At 69.3% G+C, this 16,072-nt stretch carries 14 protein-coding genes and 1 pseudogene; 7 read left to right on the top strand and 8 right to left on the bottom strand.

Translation table 11 applies throughout. From position 1 onward, the window contains the following. Together H613_RS0120000 and H613_RS0119995 are read right to left on the bottom strand one after the other, a co-directional pair. On the bottom strand, positions 1-797 hold a 797-nt coding region (locus tag H613_RS0120000), incomplete at its 3' end, for an enolase C-terminal domain-like protein (RefSeq protein WP_026925187.1). A gap of 345 nt (positions 798-1,142) precedes the next feature. Then, a complete protein-coding gene (locus H613_RS0119995; RefSeq protein WP_026925186.1) occupies positions 1,143-2,153 on the bottom strand; it encodes a LacI family DNA-binding transcriptional regulator in 1,011 nt (336 codons plus the stop codon). Between the two features lie 458 nt (positions 2,154-2,611). Between H613_RS0119995 and H613_RS31100 the strand changes: the two genes are divergently transcribed. Then, positions 2,612-2,770: a hypothetical protein gene (locus H613_RS31100; RefSeq protein WP_156926151.1), complete on the top strand. Its 159-nt coding sequence runs from the start codon at positions 2,612-2,614 to the stop codon at positions 2,768-2,770. 134 nt (positions 2,771-2,904) lie between these two features. On the opposite strand, the gene H613_RS0119985 is transcribed toward H613_RS31100, so the two are convergent. Next, positions 2,905-6,054 (bottom strand): glycoside hydrolase family 38 N-terminal domain-containing protein, encoded by a 3,150-nt coding sequence (locus tag H613_RS0119985; protein ID WP_035738732.1) that lies wholly within the window; start codon positions 6,052-6,054, stop codon positions 2,905-2,907. A 995-nt stretch (positions 6,055-7,049) separates the two neighbouring features. On the opposite strand from H613_RS0119985, the gene H613_RS0119980 reads away from it, so the two are divergent. The 4 genes from H613_RS0119980 to H613_RS31520 all read left to right on the top strand — a co-directional run bounded on the left by H613_RS0119980 (position 7,050) and on the right by H613_RS31520 (position 11,035). Beyond that, entirely contained in the window at positions 7,050-7,943 is an 894-nt protein-coding gene (locus tag H613_RS0119980; RefSeq protein ID WP_026925184.1) for a carbohydrate ABC transporter permease, read from the top strand. Beyond that, positions 7,943-8,866 carry a carbohydrate ABC transporter permease gene (locus H613_RS0119975; RefSeq protein ID WP_026925183.1) on the top strand — a complete coding sequence of 308 codons (924 nt, stop codon included), beginning with the start codon at positions 7,943-7,945 and terminating at the stop codon, positions 8,864-8,866. Before H613_RS0119980 ends, H613_RS0119975 begins: the two co-directional genes overlap by 1 nt. Next, complete coding sequence (locus H613_RS0119970) at positions 8,863-10,242, top strand: extracellular solute-binding protein (RefSeq protein ID WP_026925182.1); 1,380 nt, start codon at positions 8,863-8,865, stop codon at positions 10,240-10,242. Before H613_RS0119975 ends, H613_RS0119970 begins: the two co-directional genes overlap by 4 nt. 64 nt (positions 10,243-10,306) lie before the next feature. After that, a complete protein-coding gene (locus H613_RS31520) occupies positions 10,307-11,035 on the top strand; it encodes an HAD family hydrolase (RefSeq protein ID WP_051393605.1) in 729 nt (242 codons plus the stop codon). A 313-nt stretch (positions 11,036-11,348) separates the two neighbouring features. On the opposite strand, the gene H613_RS0119960 is transcribed toward H613_RS31520, so the two are convergent. Then, positions 11,349-11,825 carry a hypothetical protein gene (locus H613_RS0119960; protein ID WP_026925181.1) on the bottom strand — a complete coding sequence of 159 codons (477 nt, stop codon included), beginning with the start codon at positions 11,823-11,825 and terminating at the stop codon, positions 11,349-11,351. A 257-nt stretch (positions 11,826-12,082) separates the two neighbouring features. Here H613_RS0119960 and H613_RS27900 point away from each other — a divergent pair. Both H613_RS27900 and H613_RS0119950 read left to right on the top strand, forming a co-directional pair. Next, positions 12,083-12,637: pseudogene (locus H613_RS27900) on the top strand (IS607 family transposase); the annotation flags it as partial. A 109-nt stretch (positions 12,638-12,746) separates the two neighbouring features. After that, positions 12,747-13,634 (top strand): oxidoreductase, encoded by an 888-nt coding sequence (locus tag H613_RS0119950; RefSeq protein ID WP_026925180.1) that lies wholly within the window; start codon positions 12,747-12,749, stop codon positions 13,632-13,634. Positions 13,635-13,694: 60 nt separating this feature from the next. Here the strand turns inward: H613_RS0119950 and H613_RS0119945 are convergent, their stop codons facing one another. From H613_RS0119945 to H613_RS31095, 4 genes are all read right to left on the bottom strand, one after another. Continuing rightward, a complete protein-coding gene (locus tag H613_RS0119945; protein ID WP_026925179.1) occupies positions 13,695-14,543 on the bottom strand; it encodes a helix-turn-helix domain-containing protein in 849 nt (282 codons plus the stop codon). 86 nt (positions 14,544-14,629) lie between these two features. Next, on the bottom strand, positions 14,630-15,343 hold the full coding sequence (locus H613_RS27895; RefSeq protein ID WP_035738726.1) for an HAD family hydrolase: 714 nt from the start codon (positions 15,341-15,343) through the stop codon (positions 14,630-14,632). A 128-nt stretch (positions 15,344-15,471) separates the two neighbouring features. Next, positions 15,472-15,702: a DUF4287 domain-containing protein gene (locus H613_RS0119935; RefSeq protein ID WP_026925178.1), complete on the bottom strand. Its 231-nt coding sequence runs from the start codon at positions 15,700-15,702 to the stop codon at positions 15,472-15,474. A gap of 55 nt (positions 15,703-15,757) precedes the next feature. Further along, positions 15,758-15,991: a hypothetical protein gene (locus H613_RS31095; RefSeq protein ID WP_156926150.1), complete on the bottom strand. Its 234-nt coding sequence runs from the start codon at positions 15,989-15,991 to the stop codon at positions 15,758-15,760. Positions 15,992-16,072: the final 81 nt, after the last annotated feature.

Below are 16,072 nucleotides of genomic sequence, written 5' to 3'. Positions count from 1 at the left end.
GCGAGCGCCCGCACCCACTCGATGGCCTCGGGGACGTCCCAGACCTGGTTGGCGTCGATCATGAGCTTGGCGTCCCAACCGATGATCTCCCTGGCGATCGTCAGGCGCCGCCGGTCGTCGTCCAGGTCGGCGCCGACTTTGAGCTTGACGTGCCGGTAGCCGGAGTCCACGGCCTCCTGGAGGAGGCGGCGCAGCTTGTCGTCGCTGTAGCCGAGCCATCCGGCGCTGGTGGTGTAGCACGGGTACCCGCCGCGCGCTTCGAGCTCGGCGACGCGGTCCGCGCGCGTGGGTTCCTTGGCGCGCAGGATCGCCAGCGCTTCGTCGCGGGTGAGGGCGTCGGAGAGGTAGCGCAGGTCGGCGGCGTCCACGAGTTGTTCGGGGGTCATGTCGCACAGCAGCCGCCACAGCGGTTTGCCCGCGGCGCGTGCGGCGAGGTCCCATACGGCGTTCATGACCGCGGCGAGGGCGATGTGGACGACCCCCTTCTCCGGTCCGAGCCAGCGCATCTGCGAGTCGGATTGGAACTCCCGGTAGAGCGCGCCCGGGTCGCTCACGATCGTCTCCACGTCGCGTGCGACGAGGTGCGTGGCGCGCTGGAGGGCGGCGGCGGTGACGATGTCGTTGCCGCGGCCGATGGTGAAGGTGAAGCCGTATCCGGACAGCTCGGGGTCGTCGGTGCGCAGCACGATGTAGGCGGCGGAGTAGTCGCCGTCCCCGTTCATCGCGTCCGAGCCGTCCATGCTCAGCGAGGTCGGGAAGCGGAGGTCGTGGGCTTCGGCTGCGACGATGGTCCTCATGGGGCTCCTTGCGGTTCGGTTGCGGGTGGTGGGGAGGGGACTGGTGGGGAGGGGACGCCCGCGGCCGCGATCCTCGGACGCCTGCTCCCAGTGGTCGTCGGGGTCGTGGAGGCAGGCGATCCCGGCGGCGAACGCGGCGTCGAGGGCCGAGGCCGCCTCCTCGTCGGTGGGCACGCGGTCGAGGTCGCCCAGCTGCGAGGCGCCGGGGCCCAGCTCGGTCAGCGGGACGCCGGTCGCGGTTCGCCGGGTGCTCACGGGCGCGCCTCCAGTTGCGCAAACGATTGATCATCGATGACGATAGCGGCCCTCCGGCCGCGCGCAGGCGGCGGGTGCCCGAAGGGCCGCTCAGGAACCGCGGACGGCGGTGGACTCGCGGACGACGAGTTCCGGCGGGGGCGACTCGACGGCCCGGCGTTCGACGGGGCCGCCCGCGATGACATCGAACAAGGCGGCGACGGCGGCGCGCCCGAGTTCGTACAGCGGCATGCGCACGCAGGTGAGCGGCGGCCAGGTGTGCTCGGCGGTCTTCGCGTCGTGCACGGCGACCACCGACAGGTCTTCGGGGACGGCGCGCCCTTGGGTCCTGGCCTGGGCGAGTGCTCCTACCGCGGCGTTGACGTTGGCCACGACCAGGCCGGTGGGCGGCTCGGGGAGTGCGAGCAGCTCGGCCACGGCGGCCCGTCCGTCCCCCTCTTGGTAGCCGCGCCAGGTCATCAGAGCCGGATCGTCGTCGAGGCCCGCCCTCGCCACCGCCTCCCGGAAGCCTTCGGCGCGGCGGCGTGCGCTCGGCGAGGCGGCCAGTCCGCCCGCGAAGCCGATCCTGCGGTGCCCCGCGGAGGCCAGGTGCTCGACGGCGGTGCGGGTGGCGAGCGCGTCGGGGACGACCACTGAGCTCGCGCCCGGGATCGGCTGGTGGATGGTGACCAGCGGCGCGCGCATCCCCACGGTCTCGGCCAGCTCGGCCGGGTCGGTTCCGTCGCGGGGCTGGAGGACGATGCCGTCGACGCGGCCCTCCCCGACCAGGCGGTCGAACATCGTCCCGCCCGGCTGCATGTCCTCGCTGCGGGCCAGCAGCATCACGCATCCACGTGCGACCGCCTCGTCCTCCACCCCTTGGACGAGCATGGAGAACAGTGCGTTGGTCACGTCGGGGACGATGAGGGCGATGACGTCGGTACGGGCGAGCTTGAGCGCGCGCCCGGCGAAGTTGGGGTGGTAGCCGACCTCGACGGCGGCCTGGCGGACGCGTTCGCGCGTCGCCTCGCTCAGCCGCGCGGCCGGGTCCCCCGAGAGCACTCTGGACACCGCCGACACCGATACGCCTGCTCGTGCGGCCACATCGCTGAGTTTCACCATGCCACCAGTATCACCCATCGCGAAAACCCATGAACAAACGATTGCGCATTCGCGAGCGGTGTGCGATGCGTCCGCAAACGATCACCGACCGAGTCGCTGCGAGGAGGAGCCGTGCTCGCTGCGCGGGGCACCGCACCCTGACCGTAGGAGTGACCGAATCGCCGCGGCGGGGGCCGGGTCAGGTGCAGATCGCCGTGGCCTACAACGGGTTCCGCGGCACCGGCTTCTACGTCCTCTCAGGACACATGGACGCCCGGGTCGAGACGCCCGCGACCATCGGCCACGAGATGGGCGGCACGTCACCGCCCTCGGCCGCACGTTCCGGGCCCTGCCTGCCGACTTCAACGACCCCGAGCCGTCGCCGGCCTCGCCGCCGAACCGGTCGACATCCTCGTCAACAACGCCGGGGCCGTCCGCCGCGTCCCGTCGCCGAGCACCCCGACGAATACAGGGACGAGGTGCTCCGGGACAACCTCTCCAGCCAGTTCGCCCTCGCCCGAGCGGTCGGACGGTCCATGCTCGAACGGGGCCGCGGCACGGTCGTCTTCACCGCCGCGCTCCTGAGCTTCCAAGGCGGCATCAACAGCTCCTCAGCCAAATCGGCATCGCCGGACTGACCCGCACACCGGCCAGCGAATGGACCGCCCGCGGCGCCACGGTCAACGCGATCGCCCCCGACTGCACTGGCTGCAACAGTCCATACTGTCCGATCCACACCGACTCGGCCTGTGTGGATCGGACAGCGGTGCCGTCACGGCGTCAGGGCAACCGCCTTGACGCCCCAAGGCGGGAGGGAGATGCGCGCGGCACCATCCTGGACCCGCAACTCCTCGCCCCCGTTCTCGAGATACGAGGTCAACCGCGCCGTGCCGAGCCCGATGCCGGGCAGCGACAGCCGGACCGTGGTCGGCTCCGCCGAGAAGGACTGCAGCTTCACGAGTACGTCGCCGTCCTTGCCCGCCGAGACCGCGACCACCTGCACCGCCTGGTCCGCGGGCTCCTCGGCCTCGAGCCTGACGAGCTCGCCCTGCGCGGGCACCTCCAGCGCGTCGGCGCCGCCGTGCGCGGGCACGACCACCGGCGGATGGACGACGCTCGCAGCGGTCGCCGCACCCAGGGCGGCACCCGTCCGGCCACTGGCGCCAGGCACCCCGACCGCGTACTCGAAGGTGGTCTCGAATGCCTGCTCGATCGGGAAGTTCGTGTCCCACACGTTGTTGTGCGCCCACGAGTACACCGTCCCCGGTTCCCGCGGGGAGGTGCTGTCCGGGAACGGCGCGTACGGCAGCGCGATCACCTCGGGCTCCACCAGCGGCGCGTTCCGCGTCACCCACGCGACCGAGCCGTCCTCGGCGGAGTCCAGGCTGACCCAGTGCCTGATCGCGCGCATGTGCTGAGGTGCCCCCGGCACATGCGGTAGCCCGTCGCCGGTGACCCCTCCGGTGATCTCATACCGCACCTCCGGTTCCGACACGGCGAAGGGGAAGGCGAAGTAGGCGCTCTCCTTGGTGCGGGTCGCGGGTTTGTCCAAGCGGTGCTCGATCCGCAGCAGGCTCTCGCCTCGCCGCAGCCGCAAGGTCGTCCAGGCCCGATCGACGCCGGGTGCGGAGAACTCGAGGACCAGACGCTGCTCGACGCCGTCGTCGGCCGCCTCCAGGACGACGGACTGGCGTGCGACGCCCCGGCTGCCCAGCAGCTCCAGCTTCGTGCTGGTCGACGTCCTGTTGGACTGGTGGTTGAAGCCGCCGGCCGAGGTGTACTCGTCGTAGATGTACTGGTCGAATCCGACCACCGAGTCCTTGTTCACGAGTTCGCGCCCGGTCGTGCGGTCGATGATCGAGGCGATGCAGGAGCGGACGGTGTCGTACTCCACGCGCAGGTACTCGTTCTTGAGGACCGGCGCGGTGGCGTCGCCGCCGATCCGGGTCGGCCCCGCATCGTCCTCGGGGCCGGGGGCGTCCGCGGCGCGGACGTCGAGCCGCACGTAGCCGAGCCCGGGAATGTCCGGCACGCTCACGCGCACCCATCGACCCGCTTCGCGGAACGTGAAGTTCGTCTGCCCGGTCTCGGTGTGCGCGAGCCGCTCTCCCGTGCGGGCGTCGACCACGACGATGTCCTGGTCCATCGGGACGATCGCCTCGCGCAGCAGGAACGACGCGGTGGTGCTGCTCGCCTGCGTCTGCGGGTTGAGCACGACGATGGACTGCAGGGCCGAAGGATCGGATGCCACGCGGTCCGCCAGCTCCGCCGTCGCCTTCTCGAGGAACTCCCGGGTGAGCTCCTCGGCGTCGGTCGCGCGAGAGCCCTTCCACTGCCATTGGAGTCCGCCGGAGGCCCAGCCGTGGTCCGAGTGGCGCCACGAGTCGCCCGCGCCCCACGTGTGCTCGTTGAACAGCGAGATCGCCCGGTAGCAGCCGTCCGCGAGCTGCCGCTCGTCCGCCTGCGATTCGGCCTCGTCATCCCGGTCGATGCCGAGCAGCCGTCCCGCCCTGGAGACGAACTGGGCGTCGGTCACCCGTGTCTGCGCGTCGCGGACGATGGACTGCTGCAGCGCCGCGGAGCCGACTCCCTCGACCCACCAGTCGCCCCAGTCGCCCTCGAAGGTCTGGATCTCATCGCCGAGCCGGGCCTCGGCGTCCTCGAAGAACGCCGGGCCGGTGGAGGTGATCAGATGCGGCCATTCCCACGTCTCGTTCCACTGCTTGGCGATCGAGGCCGCCCGCAGCCGCGCGGGGCCGTTGTCGCCGCCGTGCCCCTGGGTGCGCAGATGCAGCACGTCCCACGGGTAGGGCTTGCGATCGGAGACCGGGTCGCCGTGCCAGCCGAAGGTCCCCGGCGGGAAGGGGTACGGGTTGTTCGCCAGCGAGTACAGGTAGGACGGCAGCAGCAGGTCCACCTCTTCGTAGGACTGGTGAAGGCCCACATTCGGGCCCTCCATGTACGCGGCACCGTGCGGGCTGTCGGTCATCCACACGAGCACCTCCGCCCCCGACGGAGACCGCCACCGGAACAGCCGCGGCAGGTCGTCACCGCCGTGGTGGTGCGGCATCGAGCGGCCGGCCCAGTTGTGCGCCACCGAGAGGTAGCGGACCCCTGCCTCCTGCAACGCGTGCGGCAGGCCGACCGGCTGGCCGGGGACGTCGGTCTGCATCGCGCTCGGGAGCTCGACCGAGTAGCGTTCCCGCAGCTCCAAGGTGGGCCGCAGCATTTCGTGCAGCTCATCGGTGGAGCACGTGTCGAGGTGCGTGTTGAACGGCAGCGCCGACAACTCGATGCGGCCCTCGCGGATCCGGCGCATGAGCTCCTCGACGCGTTCGCGCGGTCGGGTCTGCATCCACTGGTCCACCACCCACCGGGACTCGACGGTCCAGCGGAACTGGACATCGTGCGGCCAGTCGTCGGTGGCGCGGCACAGGTCGAGTGCCGAGTCGACGTAGGAGCGCTGCTCGGCGCGGATGCGCGGCTGCGGGTCGGTGTAGCCGATGTCGAGGTGCGAGTGGTGCACGATGTGGATGGTCCACTCGCGGGGGACGTCGAGTACGAGGGAGGTCTCCGCGTCCAGGTCGCCGCGGTGCACGCGGATGCGCACCGGCGTCTCCTGCTCGTAGCACGGCACGAGGAGGCGCACCGTTCCGTCGGGTCCGGGCGCGGCTTCGGCGGGGATCGCCGCTCCCCGCTCGTCGCGGACGTCGATGTCGGCCGGCCCGACGGCGTCGACGAGTGCGGGCGGCAGGTCGAAACGGAGCGCGCGCTGCCGGCCGCCGTCGGCGCCGCGGCGGATCAGCGGCTCGCAGACCACGGCGATGTCCCCTCCTCTCAAGGGGATCGAGGCGCGGGCCGAGGAGTCGAGCAGACCCTCGCGCGCGCCCTTCGCTCGTGCGATCAGTGAAGTCTTCGGCATCGTGCTGCACTCTCTTCCGGTTGTGTGCGTGTGGTCGTATCGGGGCCCGGGACGGGCCTGTGCGTGCCGGCCACGGCGGTTCGCGGTGCCCGGTCACGTGTGCTGGTCGGGTGACCGTTCGCTGGGATTCCGGTTGATGGAGAAGAGTTCTCGATTCGGTCCGAGGGTTCGGCGGTGGTGAGGATGACGGTGCCCGCCGGTGGTGCGGCGACGCCCTGTGCCGCGAGCGTCGACTGCCGGTTCGCCGTACGAGCGGGGCTCCGACTCATCATGGTGTCCGCCTGAACTTGCTTCAAGGTAACGTTACCAACAGCCAAGGTAACGTTACCAACTACACAAGTCAACAGCGATCGCACATTTTTCACACGCCGCTTTCTCTCGTGGCGTCCACCGGTGATCGGTCGTCATCCGCGCGGGCCGACTCGGCGCGCGGGCCGTGGTCAACCGGCCCGGTACCAGGGGATTCATTGCCGGTCATCGATGCATCGGGCCGGGCGGCCGAGCCGCCGCGCGATCCGCTCCCACGGGGATCGACGACTCCCGCAACGCGTTTTCGCACGTCCGCGACTCTTGACGAACGGCTTTGGTAACGATACCTTCCAATTGGTAACGTTACCTTCAACACAAAAGCAAACGTCGATGCCGCGACGTACCCGCTGACGGCACCCCGTTCCGTGGATCCTCCGCGGCCGGCGGCCGTCGCGGGCCATGAAGGCAGGAGCGCGCGGCGGTCGACGACGTCTCTCAGACCCGATAGTTCACGGACACGTACGCGCCCACGGCCATGCCGCGGAGCGCACTGATCCACCTCGTCTCGAACGACCGTCCCTAAAGGACGAACGGTCGGAGGTTCTGCCTTCGAGGAAGAAGGACGCATGCAGAACGAATCCGCAGAAGCCGGCGATATCCCGCCGGGCAACGTCGCAACATCGATCTTGACCGCCCCTCCGAACGACTCATCAGACCCTCCCCGCACCCGGCCCCGATCGAGGAGGATGACGAAGGCCAAGCGGCGCAACCTGCGCCTGGGGCTCATGTTCATCTCGCCGTGGATCGTCGGCCTGGTGGTGTTCATCGGATACCCGGTCGTCTACTCGATCTCATTGAGCTTCACCCGCTACTCGGGGATGGGAGCTCCGACCTGGGTGGGAGCCCAGAACTACATCACCGCGCTCACCGACCCGCTGGTATCGAAGGCGGCGTCGAACACGCTCTTCTACGCCATGATCGCGGTGCCGCTCGCGCTGGTGATCGCCCTGGTACTGGCGATCGCCATGAACCAGAACGTGCGCGAGGTCGCGCTGTACCGGACCATCTTCTACGCGCCCTCGCTGATTCCGGCGTTCGCGATGTCGTTCATCTTCATCGTCTTCCTGAATCCCCAGTTCGGCGTCTTCAACCAGATCATGAACGTGTTCAACGAGGGGAACGTCAACCTGCTGGGCGATCCGACGGGCGTGAAGATCGCGATCGTCCTGATCACCCAGTTCGGTGCCGGAAACGCCGCCCTGATCTTCCTCGCGGGACTGCGCAACGTCCCCAAGACCCTGTACGAGGCGGCGCGAGTGGACGGCGCCGGGCCGCTGCGGCAGTTCTTCTCCATCACGCTGCCGCTGCTCTCCCCGGTCATCCTGTTCAACCTGATCACCGGCGTTTCCGGTGCCCTGCAGGTATTCACCGAGGCTTATGTCATCACCAACGGCACCGGCGACCCGGACGCCGGAGCCCTCTTCTACATGATGTACCTGTACCGCAACGCCTTCGGTTTCGCCGAACTCGGATACGCCTCGGCTCTGGCCGTACTGCTGTTCCTGGTGGGCCTCGGGCTCGCCCTGGCGATCTTCCGGTTCTCCCGCAGACTCGTGAACTACGACGTGGAGGCATCCTGATGAGTACCCCGCTCGATCAGCTCTCGAAGGACTCGGCCAAGGCCCTCGAAAAAGCGGAGCACCGCCACGAGCTGGACCGCCGCCCCGACGGCACGCCCCGCTCATGGTGGTCGAGGATCACCGCCCGCGCGGTGATGATCGCCCTCAGCCTGCTCTTCCTGCTGCCGATCTACTGGATGGTCGTCTCGGCCCTCAAGACCAACGAGGAACTCGCGCAGTTCCCCCCGACGCTGTTCCCCCGGTCATGGGAGTTCGGGAACTTCGCCGACGCGGTCACCGCGATGCCGTTCCTGCAGTTCTTCGCCAACTCCGCGATCATCACGGTCAGCGTGGTCGTCCTGTCGGTGCTGTCGAACTTCGTCGTGGCCTACGGCTTCGCCTGCATCGACTGGCCCGGGCGCAACAAGATCTTCTACCTCGTGATCGCGACCCTGTTCCTTCCCTTCCCGGTCACGCTGATTCCCATGTTCGACCTCTGGGCCCGCCTGGGCCTGGTGAACACGCTGTTCCCGCTGATCATCCCGGCGGCGTTCGCCTCGGCCTTCTACACGTTCCTGCTGCGGCAGTTCCTGCTCCAGATCCCGAAGGACATGATCAACGCGGCACGCGTCGACGGCGCCGGCGAATGGACGATCCTGTGGCGGGTGGTCTTCCCGTCCTGCAGGCCCGCCCTGGGCACGGTGGCGATCTTCGCGGCGGTGGCCGCGTGGAACGACTTCATGGGGCCGCTGATCTACCTGCAGGACGAGAGCGTGCAGACGCTCTCCATCGGGCTGCAGAGCTTCCGCTCCGCGCACGATCAGGATGTCGCGTTCAACCAGCTCATGGCCGCGTCGTTCCTGGTGATCCTGCCCCTGCTGATCCTGTTCTTCGTTTTCCAGCGGTACTTCATCCGCGGCATCACGATCGGAGGCTTCAAATGATCGATCGCAGACGATTCCTGACGGGGGCGGTCGGCAGCGCCGCTGCCGGGCTGGGCCTGTCCTCATGCGCACGCATCCCCGAGGACGCCGACAATGTCATCCGGTACTGGGGCATGGACGATGCCAACACGGACAAGGACGAAGCCGTACGCGAGGCGTACCTCCAGACCGACGCCGGCCAGGGCGTGGAGATCCACATCGACCAGGTCCCCGTCAGCAGCGAAGCCGACATGAGCCACATCATCACGGCGGTCCGCGGCGGTACCGCGCCGGACCTGTGGTGGACGGGACGGTTCACCAGCGTGCAGGCGGCGTCCATCGGACTGCTCGAACCGCTCGACCCCCTGATCGAGCGGTATGAGGACGTCTCCGTCGAAGAGTTCAAGAAGCAGTGGATCCAGTTCGCGGTCGACGAAGTGACCTACGACGGCCAGCTGTACGGACTTCCGACCGACACCGACGCCCGCGGATTGATGTACAACGAGGACGTCCTCCGCGAGTCCGGCATCGACCTGGACATGTTCGACCCGGAGCAGCACGTCCTCACCTGGGACGAACTGCGGGAGGCCGCCCGGCAGATCACCGAGGTGGACGGCAACGGCGACTACACCCGCTTCGGCTTCGCCCCCTGGCTCCACGAGGGCTGGGCGTACACGTGGGGTTTCGGCCTCGGAGCGCAGGCCTACGACAACGACACGGCCACCGTCACCCTGGATTCCCCGGAATGGAAGGCCGTGTACGAGCTGTACGCCGACTGGGCCGAGGAGTTCGAGTACTCGAAGGTCGACGTGTTCTTCGCGACGTACCAGCCGCCCAACGCGCCGCCCAGCCAGACGGCGATGTTCAGCGGACGGCTCGGCATCCAGTCCACCGGACCGTGGCAGCTCCAGGCGAACGAGAAATACGCTCCGGACCTGCCCTTGAAGTACACCTGGCTCCCCGTGGTCAACGACGGCGACCCCACCTACACGTGGTCCGGGGGATTCGCGCTGGCGATTCCGAGCGGCGCCAACATCACCAAGACGCTCTGGGACTACATGAAGTTCCATGCCGGGTTCGAGGGCCAATCGATCATCCTGCCGCCCTTGGGCAACGTCCCCACCAACCTGCGGGCCATCGAGGAGAGGAAGTACAACCCGAAGGCCGAGATCTTCCGTCAGATGCTCCCGGACTCCATCGCGCGCCCGCCGCTCCCGGTCGGCCAGGCCATCTGGGACACATTGGATCGGGGAAAGGAGTCCGTGTCCATCGGCTCCCGCACCCCGCAGGAGGCGATCGAGACGAACCAGGCCTTCGTCGAACCGAAGATGGACCTGTTCGAGGGGTACAAGATGCCCGACACGTACGGGCAGCCGAACGAGGTGCCGGAGAGTTGACCTCCATCGATCGCCGTTCCGCCCGCTCCGCGACGGCATGCCGATACCCGGGAAGGATCACGTCGTGACACGAACGTCCACCCAGCGAGTCGACCGCCGGACACCCGTCCTGCTGACCGACGCCGGCGGCGTCCTGCTGCTCAACAACCATTCGCTGCTGCTTCCGCTCGTCTCCCGGTATGGCGGTGTCACCACACCCGAGGCGTACCAGCGCGCCAGCTTCGCCTGCCACAGTGCCGCCAATCCCGCTGACGGCGGCACGGGCGACTACTACGGCCTGTTCGGCGAGTTCGCCGGCATCCCCGAGGAGCGCCGCGAGGCGTTCACCGACGAGTTCCGCGCGCTGTCCCACACGCGCAACATGTGCCACCTGGCCAATCCCCACGCGGTGGCGATGCTGCGCCGAGTGGCCGCGAAGGGCATACCCGTCGTGGTGGTCTCGCAGGCCGACGGAACCGCCGCTCAGTTGCTGCGGGAGGCCGAGGTGTGCCAGGTGGGAGACGGTCCCGGCGTGACCGTTGCAGCAGTGGTGGACAGCGCGATCGTCGGCATCGACAAACCCGATCCCGAGCTCTTCCGCCATGCCCTCGACCTCGTCGGAGCGGCGCCTTCCCAAGCGGTCCACCTGGGAGACACGGTTCCCGCGGACGTCCGCGGCGCGCAGGCGGCGGGGATCCGCGCCCTCCACTACGATCCGTTCGGCGACTGCGGCGACGTGGCGGGGGACCACCCGCACGTCCGACGGATCGCGGAGACGGAAACCGTTCTCGACGCGATGGCCGCGGAACTGTGACCGGGCAGTGAGTCGCTGCCAACAAGGTGAGCGGTGCGTTCGGCGGTTCCACCGGCGAACGCACCGCCGCCTGGAAGTCCGGATCGGGTTTGTCGATTCCGGCGATCGCGGCAGTCCTCAGGACTCATGGGATCCCGCGCGGCGAACTCGACGTGCTCGCGGTTTCGGCAGAGCGCGGCCGCAGCGGCGATGACGGGGATATGAAGACCGACGCACCGAGCGGGGCCGATCCGCATCGGCGTCCTGGCGATGGCGCTGCGCACCTCGCTGGAGCCGGTCGTGTAGGGAAGCACCTGATCAGCGGGCGGCACGGTCAGTCGCACAGGCCGAGCCAGTCGTCGGTGTCGCGGCACCGCCCGAGTCCGACCGCGTCGAACTCGTCGTGATGTCCGGCTTTGTCGACGCCGAGCCGTCGGAGCGCCCGGGCGATCGGGCTGCCGCCGCCGGGGTGCGGCTCGCCCTCGGCGAGTTCGAGAGGGCCGAGGGCGATGCGCCCTCGGTCCCACACCTGGGCGCACTGGCTGCCGGCGCCTCCGAAGTATTCGGCTTCGAGGTAGGCCACCGGGCCCGCGACGGAGCGGTCGGCCAGGGTCCGGTCGAATCCAGCCGGGAGCTTCCAGAAACGTCCCGGTCGGGGCGCGCGCTCGACATTGATCTCGTCGAACAGCGCGTCGGTCATCGCCAACAGCGAGATTCCCTGCGCCAGCGGCACCACGACCGCGCTCTCGACACCGCGGGCGAGGCCGCTCAGCGTCGCGTGCGACGCTACGACCGCTTGAAGGTTGTACACGGTCCCATGCTGACTCGCCGGAGCAACCCGGGCGGCGCCGGGGGGACTCGCACAGGAAGTCGAGCCGGTTCGATCGCCGCGGCGGCAACCGGACCTCGTGGCGGCGGCGCGAGCGGATACATGGCCAGGCCCCGACCGCCGGGGTGGCGAACGCGGCCCAGTGTGCCGGGCGGCAGCGCCTCGGGCCGGTTATGATGGGGTTAAAAGCTGTTCATCCCTTTGTGATGTTCTGCGTTGTTCTGCGCTAAAGTGTTCCAGTGAGGTTGAAGCAGTGGGCGCAGGAGAGCGGTGTCGCGTACCGCACGGCGCTCAACTGGTTCCATGCCGGGACGTTGCCGGTCCCGGCCGTCCAGCTTCCTACCGGCACCATCATCGTTCAGCCGGGTCGGCGGGGCGGGGGCCTGACCGTCGCGTACTGCCGGGTCTCCTCAGCCGACCAGAAAGCCGATCTGGAGCGGCAGGCCGGGCGCGTCGCCGCCGCATGCGGACAGCGCGGGATCACGCTCGACCGCACTGTCACCGAGACCGGCTCCGGCCTGGACGGGAAGCGGTCGAAACTCATGCGGCTGCTGGCCGACCCGGAGGTGTCCACCCTGGTCGTGGAGCATTGGGACCGGCTGGCCCGGTGCGGTGTCGAGTTCATCGAAGCGGCCCTGGCCGCGCACGGCCGTACCCTGGTGGTGCTCGAAGCGGCCGAGGTGGAAGACGACCTGGTGCGGGACGTGACCGAGGTGCTCACCGGCATGTGCGCGCGGCTCTATGGCCGCGGGTCGGCGCGGCGACGCGCCGAGGCGGCGCTCGCCGCCGCCCGGCGAGCCGCGGCCCCGCCCCGCCGAGCTCGGCGGGGGAGAGGGTGGGAACGCCATTCCCACGAAAAGCGTTCTCTGGCACCTCCTCACCTGCGTATCTATCGTCGATGGCATGAGTGAGAACAACCTCGGCAGCACCACTGTCAACCGGATCGGCTTCGGCGCGATGCAACTCGCAGGACCGGGCGTCTTCGGTCCGCCCGCCGATCCCGAGAACGCCAAGGCGGTCCTGCGGCACGCCGTCGCGAACGGCGTCGACCACATCGACACCGCCCAGATCTACGGCCCCGACGTCGTCAACGACCTCATCCGCGAAGCCCTCCACCCCTACCCCGAGAGGCTGCGCCTGGCGACCAAGGTCGGCGGCGCCCGGGACGACCAGGGAGGCTGGCTTCCCAGCGGCGACCCGGCCTCCCTCAAGCGCCAAGTCGAGGAGAACCTGCGCTCGCTGCGGGTCGAGCGCCTCGACCTGGTCAACCTGCGCCGCTTCGAGCGCGATCACCCCGAGCACACCGAACCGCCGCTGGCCGACCAGCTCGGCGCGCTCGTCGAACTCCGCGACGAGGGCAAGATCGACATGATCGGCATCTCGAACGCCCACCTGGACACCGTCGCATCGGCGATCGAACTCGCCGGAGTCGTGTGCGTCCAGAACGCCTACAGCATCCTGAACCGCACCGATGACGACATCATCGAGCTGTGTCGCCGGCACGAGGTCGCGTTCGTGCCCTTCTTCCCGCTCGGCTCGGCCTTCGGCGCCGGCGGACCGACGCACCTCGCCGCCGACGAGCACGTCGGCGCCGTCGCCCGCGAGCACGGCGCCACCGCGACGCAGATCGCGCTCGCATGGCTCCTCAGCCGGTACGAGCGGATGCTCCTGATCCCGGGCACCGGCTCGATCGCGCACCTCGACGAGAACCTGGCCGTCGGTCGCATCGAACTCGACGCCGACGACCTCGAACGGCTCGAAAAGGTGCAGCCGATCCCGCTGGGGGCGTGAGGTCTTCGCCGCCCGGCCGCACTCCGGCCGGGCGGCCGAAGCACGGGCCGCCGAGTCCGCTCACGCGGTGGCGGCTCGGGTCGCTCGGTCCCGGAGCCGTTCGAGCCTGTCGGCGTCGGGACTGCCGGGTGGGGCCGAGCACACGATGAGCCTGACATTGGAGTTCGCGACCGTCAGCACGTCGCAGTCGATGGTCATGTCGCCGACCAGCGGATTGTGGACCGTCTTGACCATGCTCAGATGCGGAGCCGCGTTGCCCTCGTCCCACAACTCGGCGAAACGGGCGCTCTTCGCCCGGACGGTCGCCACGAGCGACTGGAAGACCGGGTCCTCACCGAGCTCGGTCGCCGAGATCCGCAGGTCGGCGACGAGCGCCCGCTCGAAGACCTCGCTGCCGCCCTCGGGCGTGGCGATCTTCGAGGAGACCTCGTCGACGAAGGTCCGCACGACCAAGTTCTCTCCCACCGCCTCTGCCGGGGAAGGCATGTCGAACAGATCGCAGAGGAGCTGCGTCGCGTACAGGAGCGTCCAGTCGGCGGTGAAGACCGCTAGGGGCCGGTCCGCCATGCGGTCGACCATGCGCCGCGCCGCGGTCGGCACGCGATCGGAAATGGTGCCGGGCGCGGGCGGCAGGTGACCCGCCGAGCGCAAGAGCAGGTCGGCCTCGCTGGAGGACAGCCGCAGCGCGCGGGCGAGCGCGGTGACGACCTGTGCCGAAGGGGTCCGGAAGCGCCCCTGTTCGAGCCGCACGATGTAGTCGGCGCTGACTCCCGCAAGGGAGGCGAGCTCTTCACGGCGAAGACCTTTCGCCCGGCGGCGACCGACCGAGGCGATGCCCACCTCCTGGGGATGCGCCCGCTCCCGCCAGGTGCGGAGCAGACTCCCGAACGACTGCACTTCCGAAGGCACCCGTCGATCCTATCCCGCAGGCGCCGGGCCGCATGGCGGTCCAGACGGCTGTATCGGTGGGGATGGAGCGCTCGGACGAGCGATGGTCAGGTGAGGGCGGCTTGGAGTTCGTCGAGTGAGTGGATGACGCGGACGCCGGTGTCGACCCCGGCGGCGTTGGTGTTCGCTCGGTCGAGCCAGAAGCCGTGGAGCCCCGCTCGGTGGGCCCCGACCGCGTCGGTCTCGTAGTTGTCGCCGATGTAGGCCACCTCGTGCGGTTGGAGGCCGAGCGCGGTGCAGCCGGCGAGGAAGATGCTCGCGGCGGGTTTGGCGGCGCCGTGCTGGTCCGAGCATATGAGCCGGTCGCCGAAGTAGGGGAGGAGTCCGATGCCGTCGAGTTTGCGGCGTTGATGGTCGGTGGAGGAGTTGGAGACCACGCCCAGGCGGAAGCCGGGTGCGAGCTTCCTGAGGGCGGGCTCGGCGTCGGGGAACGGTGCCCGGGTCGCGTGGCGGTGGGTCTGGTAGCCGGCGAACCATGCGGAGGCCTCCTGGTCGGAGAGACCGCCTTCGGTGGACGTTCCGATGCGGGCCAGGAGTTCGCGAGTGCGTTCGCGCTGCTGGGCGGCGAAGGTGAGTTCGCCGTTCAGGAAGCGGGCATAGTGCCGCTCCTTGAGCTCCCGCCACAGCCCGAGCGCCGCGGCGCTGTCGCCGAACCGGTCCAGCAGGCCCCGCATCCGCAGATAGGCGAGCACACTGGCCGCCTCGGAGCCGGAGTCGAACAGGGTGTCGTCGACGTCGAAGAGCAAGCCCCGGATCGGCATGAGGTCGTTCCTTCTGGTCGCGGGTCGGGAGACGGGCCGGCAGGCCCGTGACTGATGCTGCCACAGGGCCTTGGCGATTCACGTGCCGGTGCTGCGGGCGGATCGCAGCTGCGATTCGCCCGCAGCGCTCACGCCCCACTGGGGTACTGGGGCCGTTTTCCGGGGTTGAGGTGGTAGGCGACCAGGGCGTTGGCGTGGCCGTGTCCCAGACCGTGCTCGGTCTTGAGCCAGTCCACGAGGGCTTTGTGGCCGGTGAGGCCGCTCTCCCGCAAGTCGCCGATCCAGTCGGCGATCGGACGGCCGTAGGTCTGCTCGATCGAGGGGAAGTACGAGGTCGGTCCCTTGGGCTGGGCGGTCATGAGGTTCCTCCGTCGATGACGATGTGGTTGTGGGTTCGGTGAATCCAGCCGCGCGCTACCGGGCCGTGCGCAGCGCCTGGAGCGAAACCGCCGGGGCCCGCAGCCGGACGAGCGCGCCTTCGGCGAGCCTCCACCGGTAGTCGGCGGCGAATGAGGCCGCGGTGAGCCCCATGTACAGCACCGGCACGGCGCAGCAGACCGCGAGCCACAGTCCCGCCGTTCGCGGGCGAGTCGGCGCGCGAACACGAAGCAGGCCGATGGCGGAAGGTGCGGTAGTGGCAGTGCTCATGTCGGGTGCTCCTTGAGGCGGTCGATGAGCTATGCCCGTATAGACGACGCCGAGGACGCGGATTCATCGGCGGCGGCGAGC

The organism is Glycomyces arizonensis DSM 44726, from assembly GCF_000482705.1.
Classification (GTDB): domain Bacteria; phylum Actinomycetota; class Actinomycetes; order Mycobacteriales; family Micromonosporaceae; genus Glycomyces; species Glycomyces arizonensis.
The sequence above is the reverse complement of the archived record's forward strand: the minus strand, read 5'-3'. Positions and strand labels throughout refer to the sequence as shown.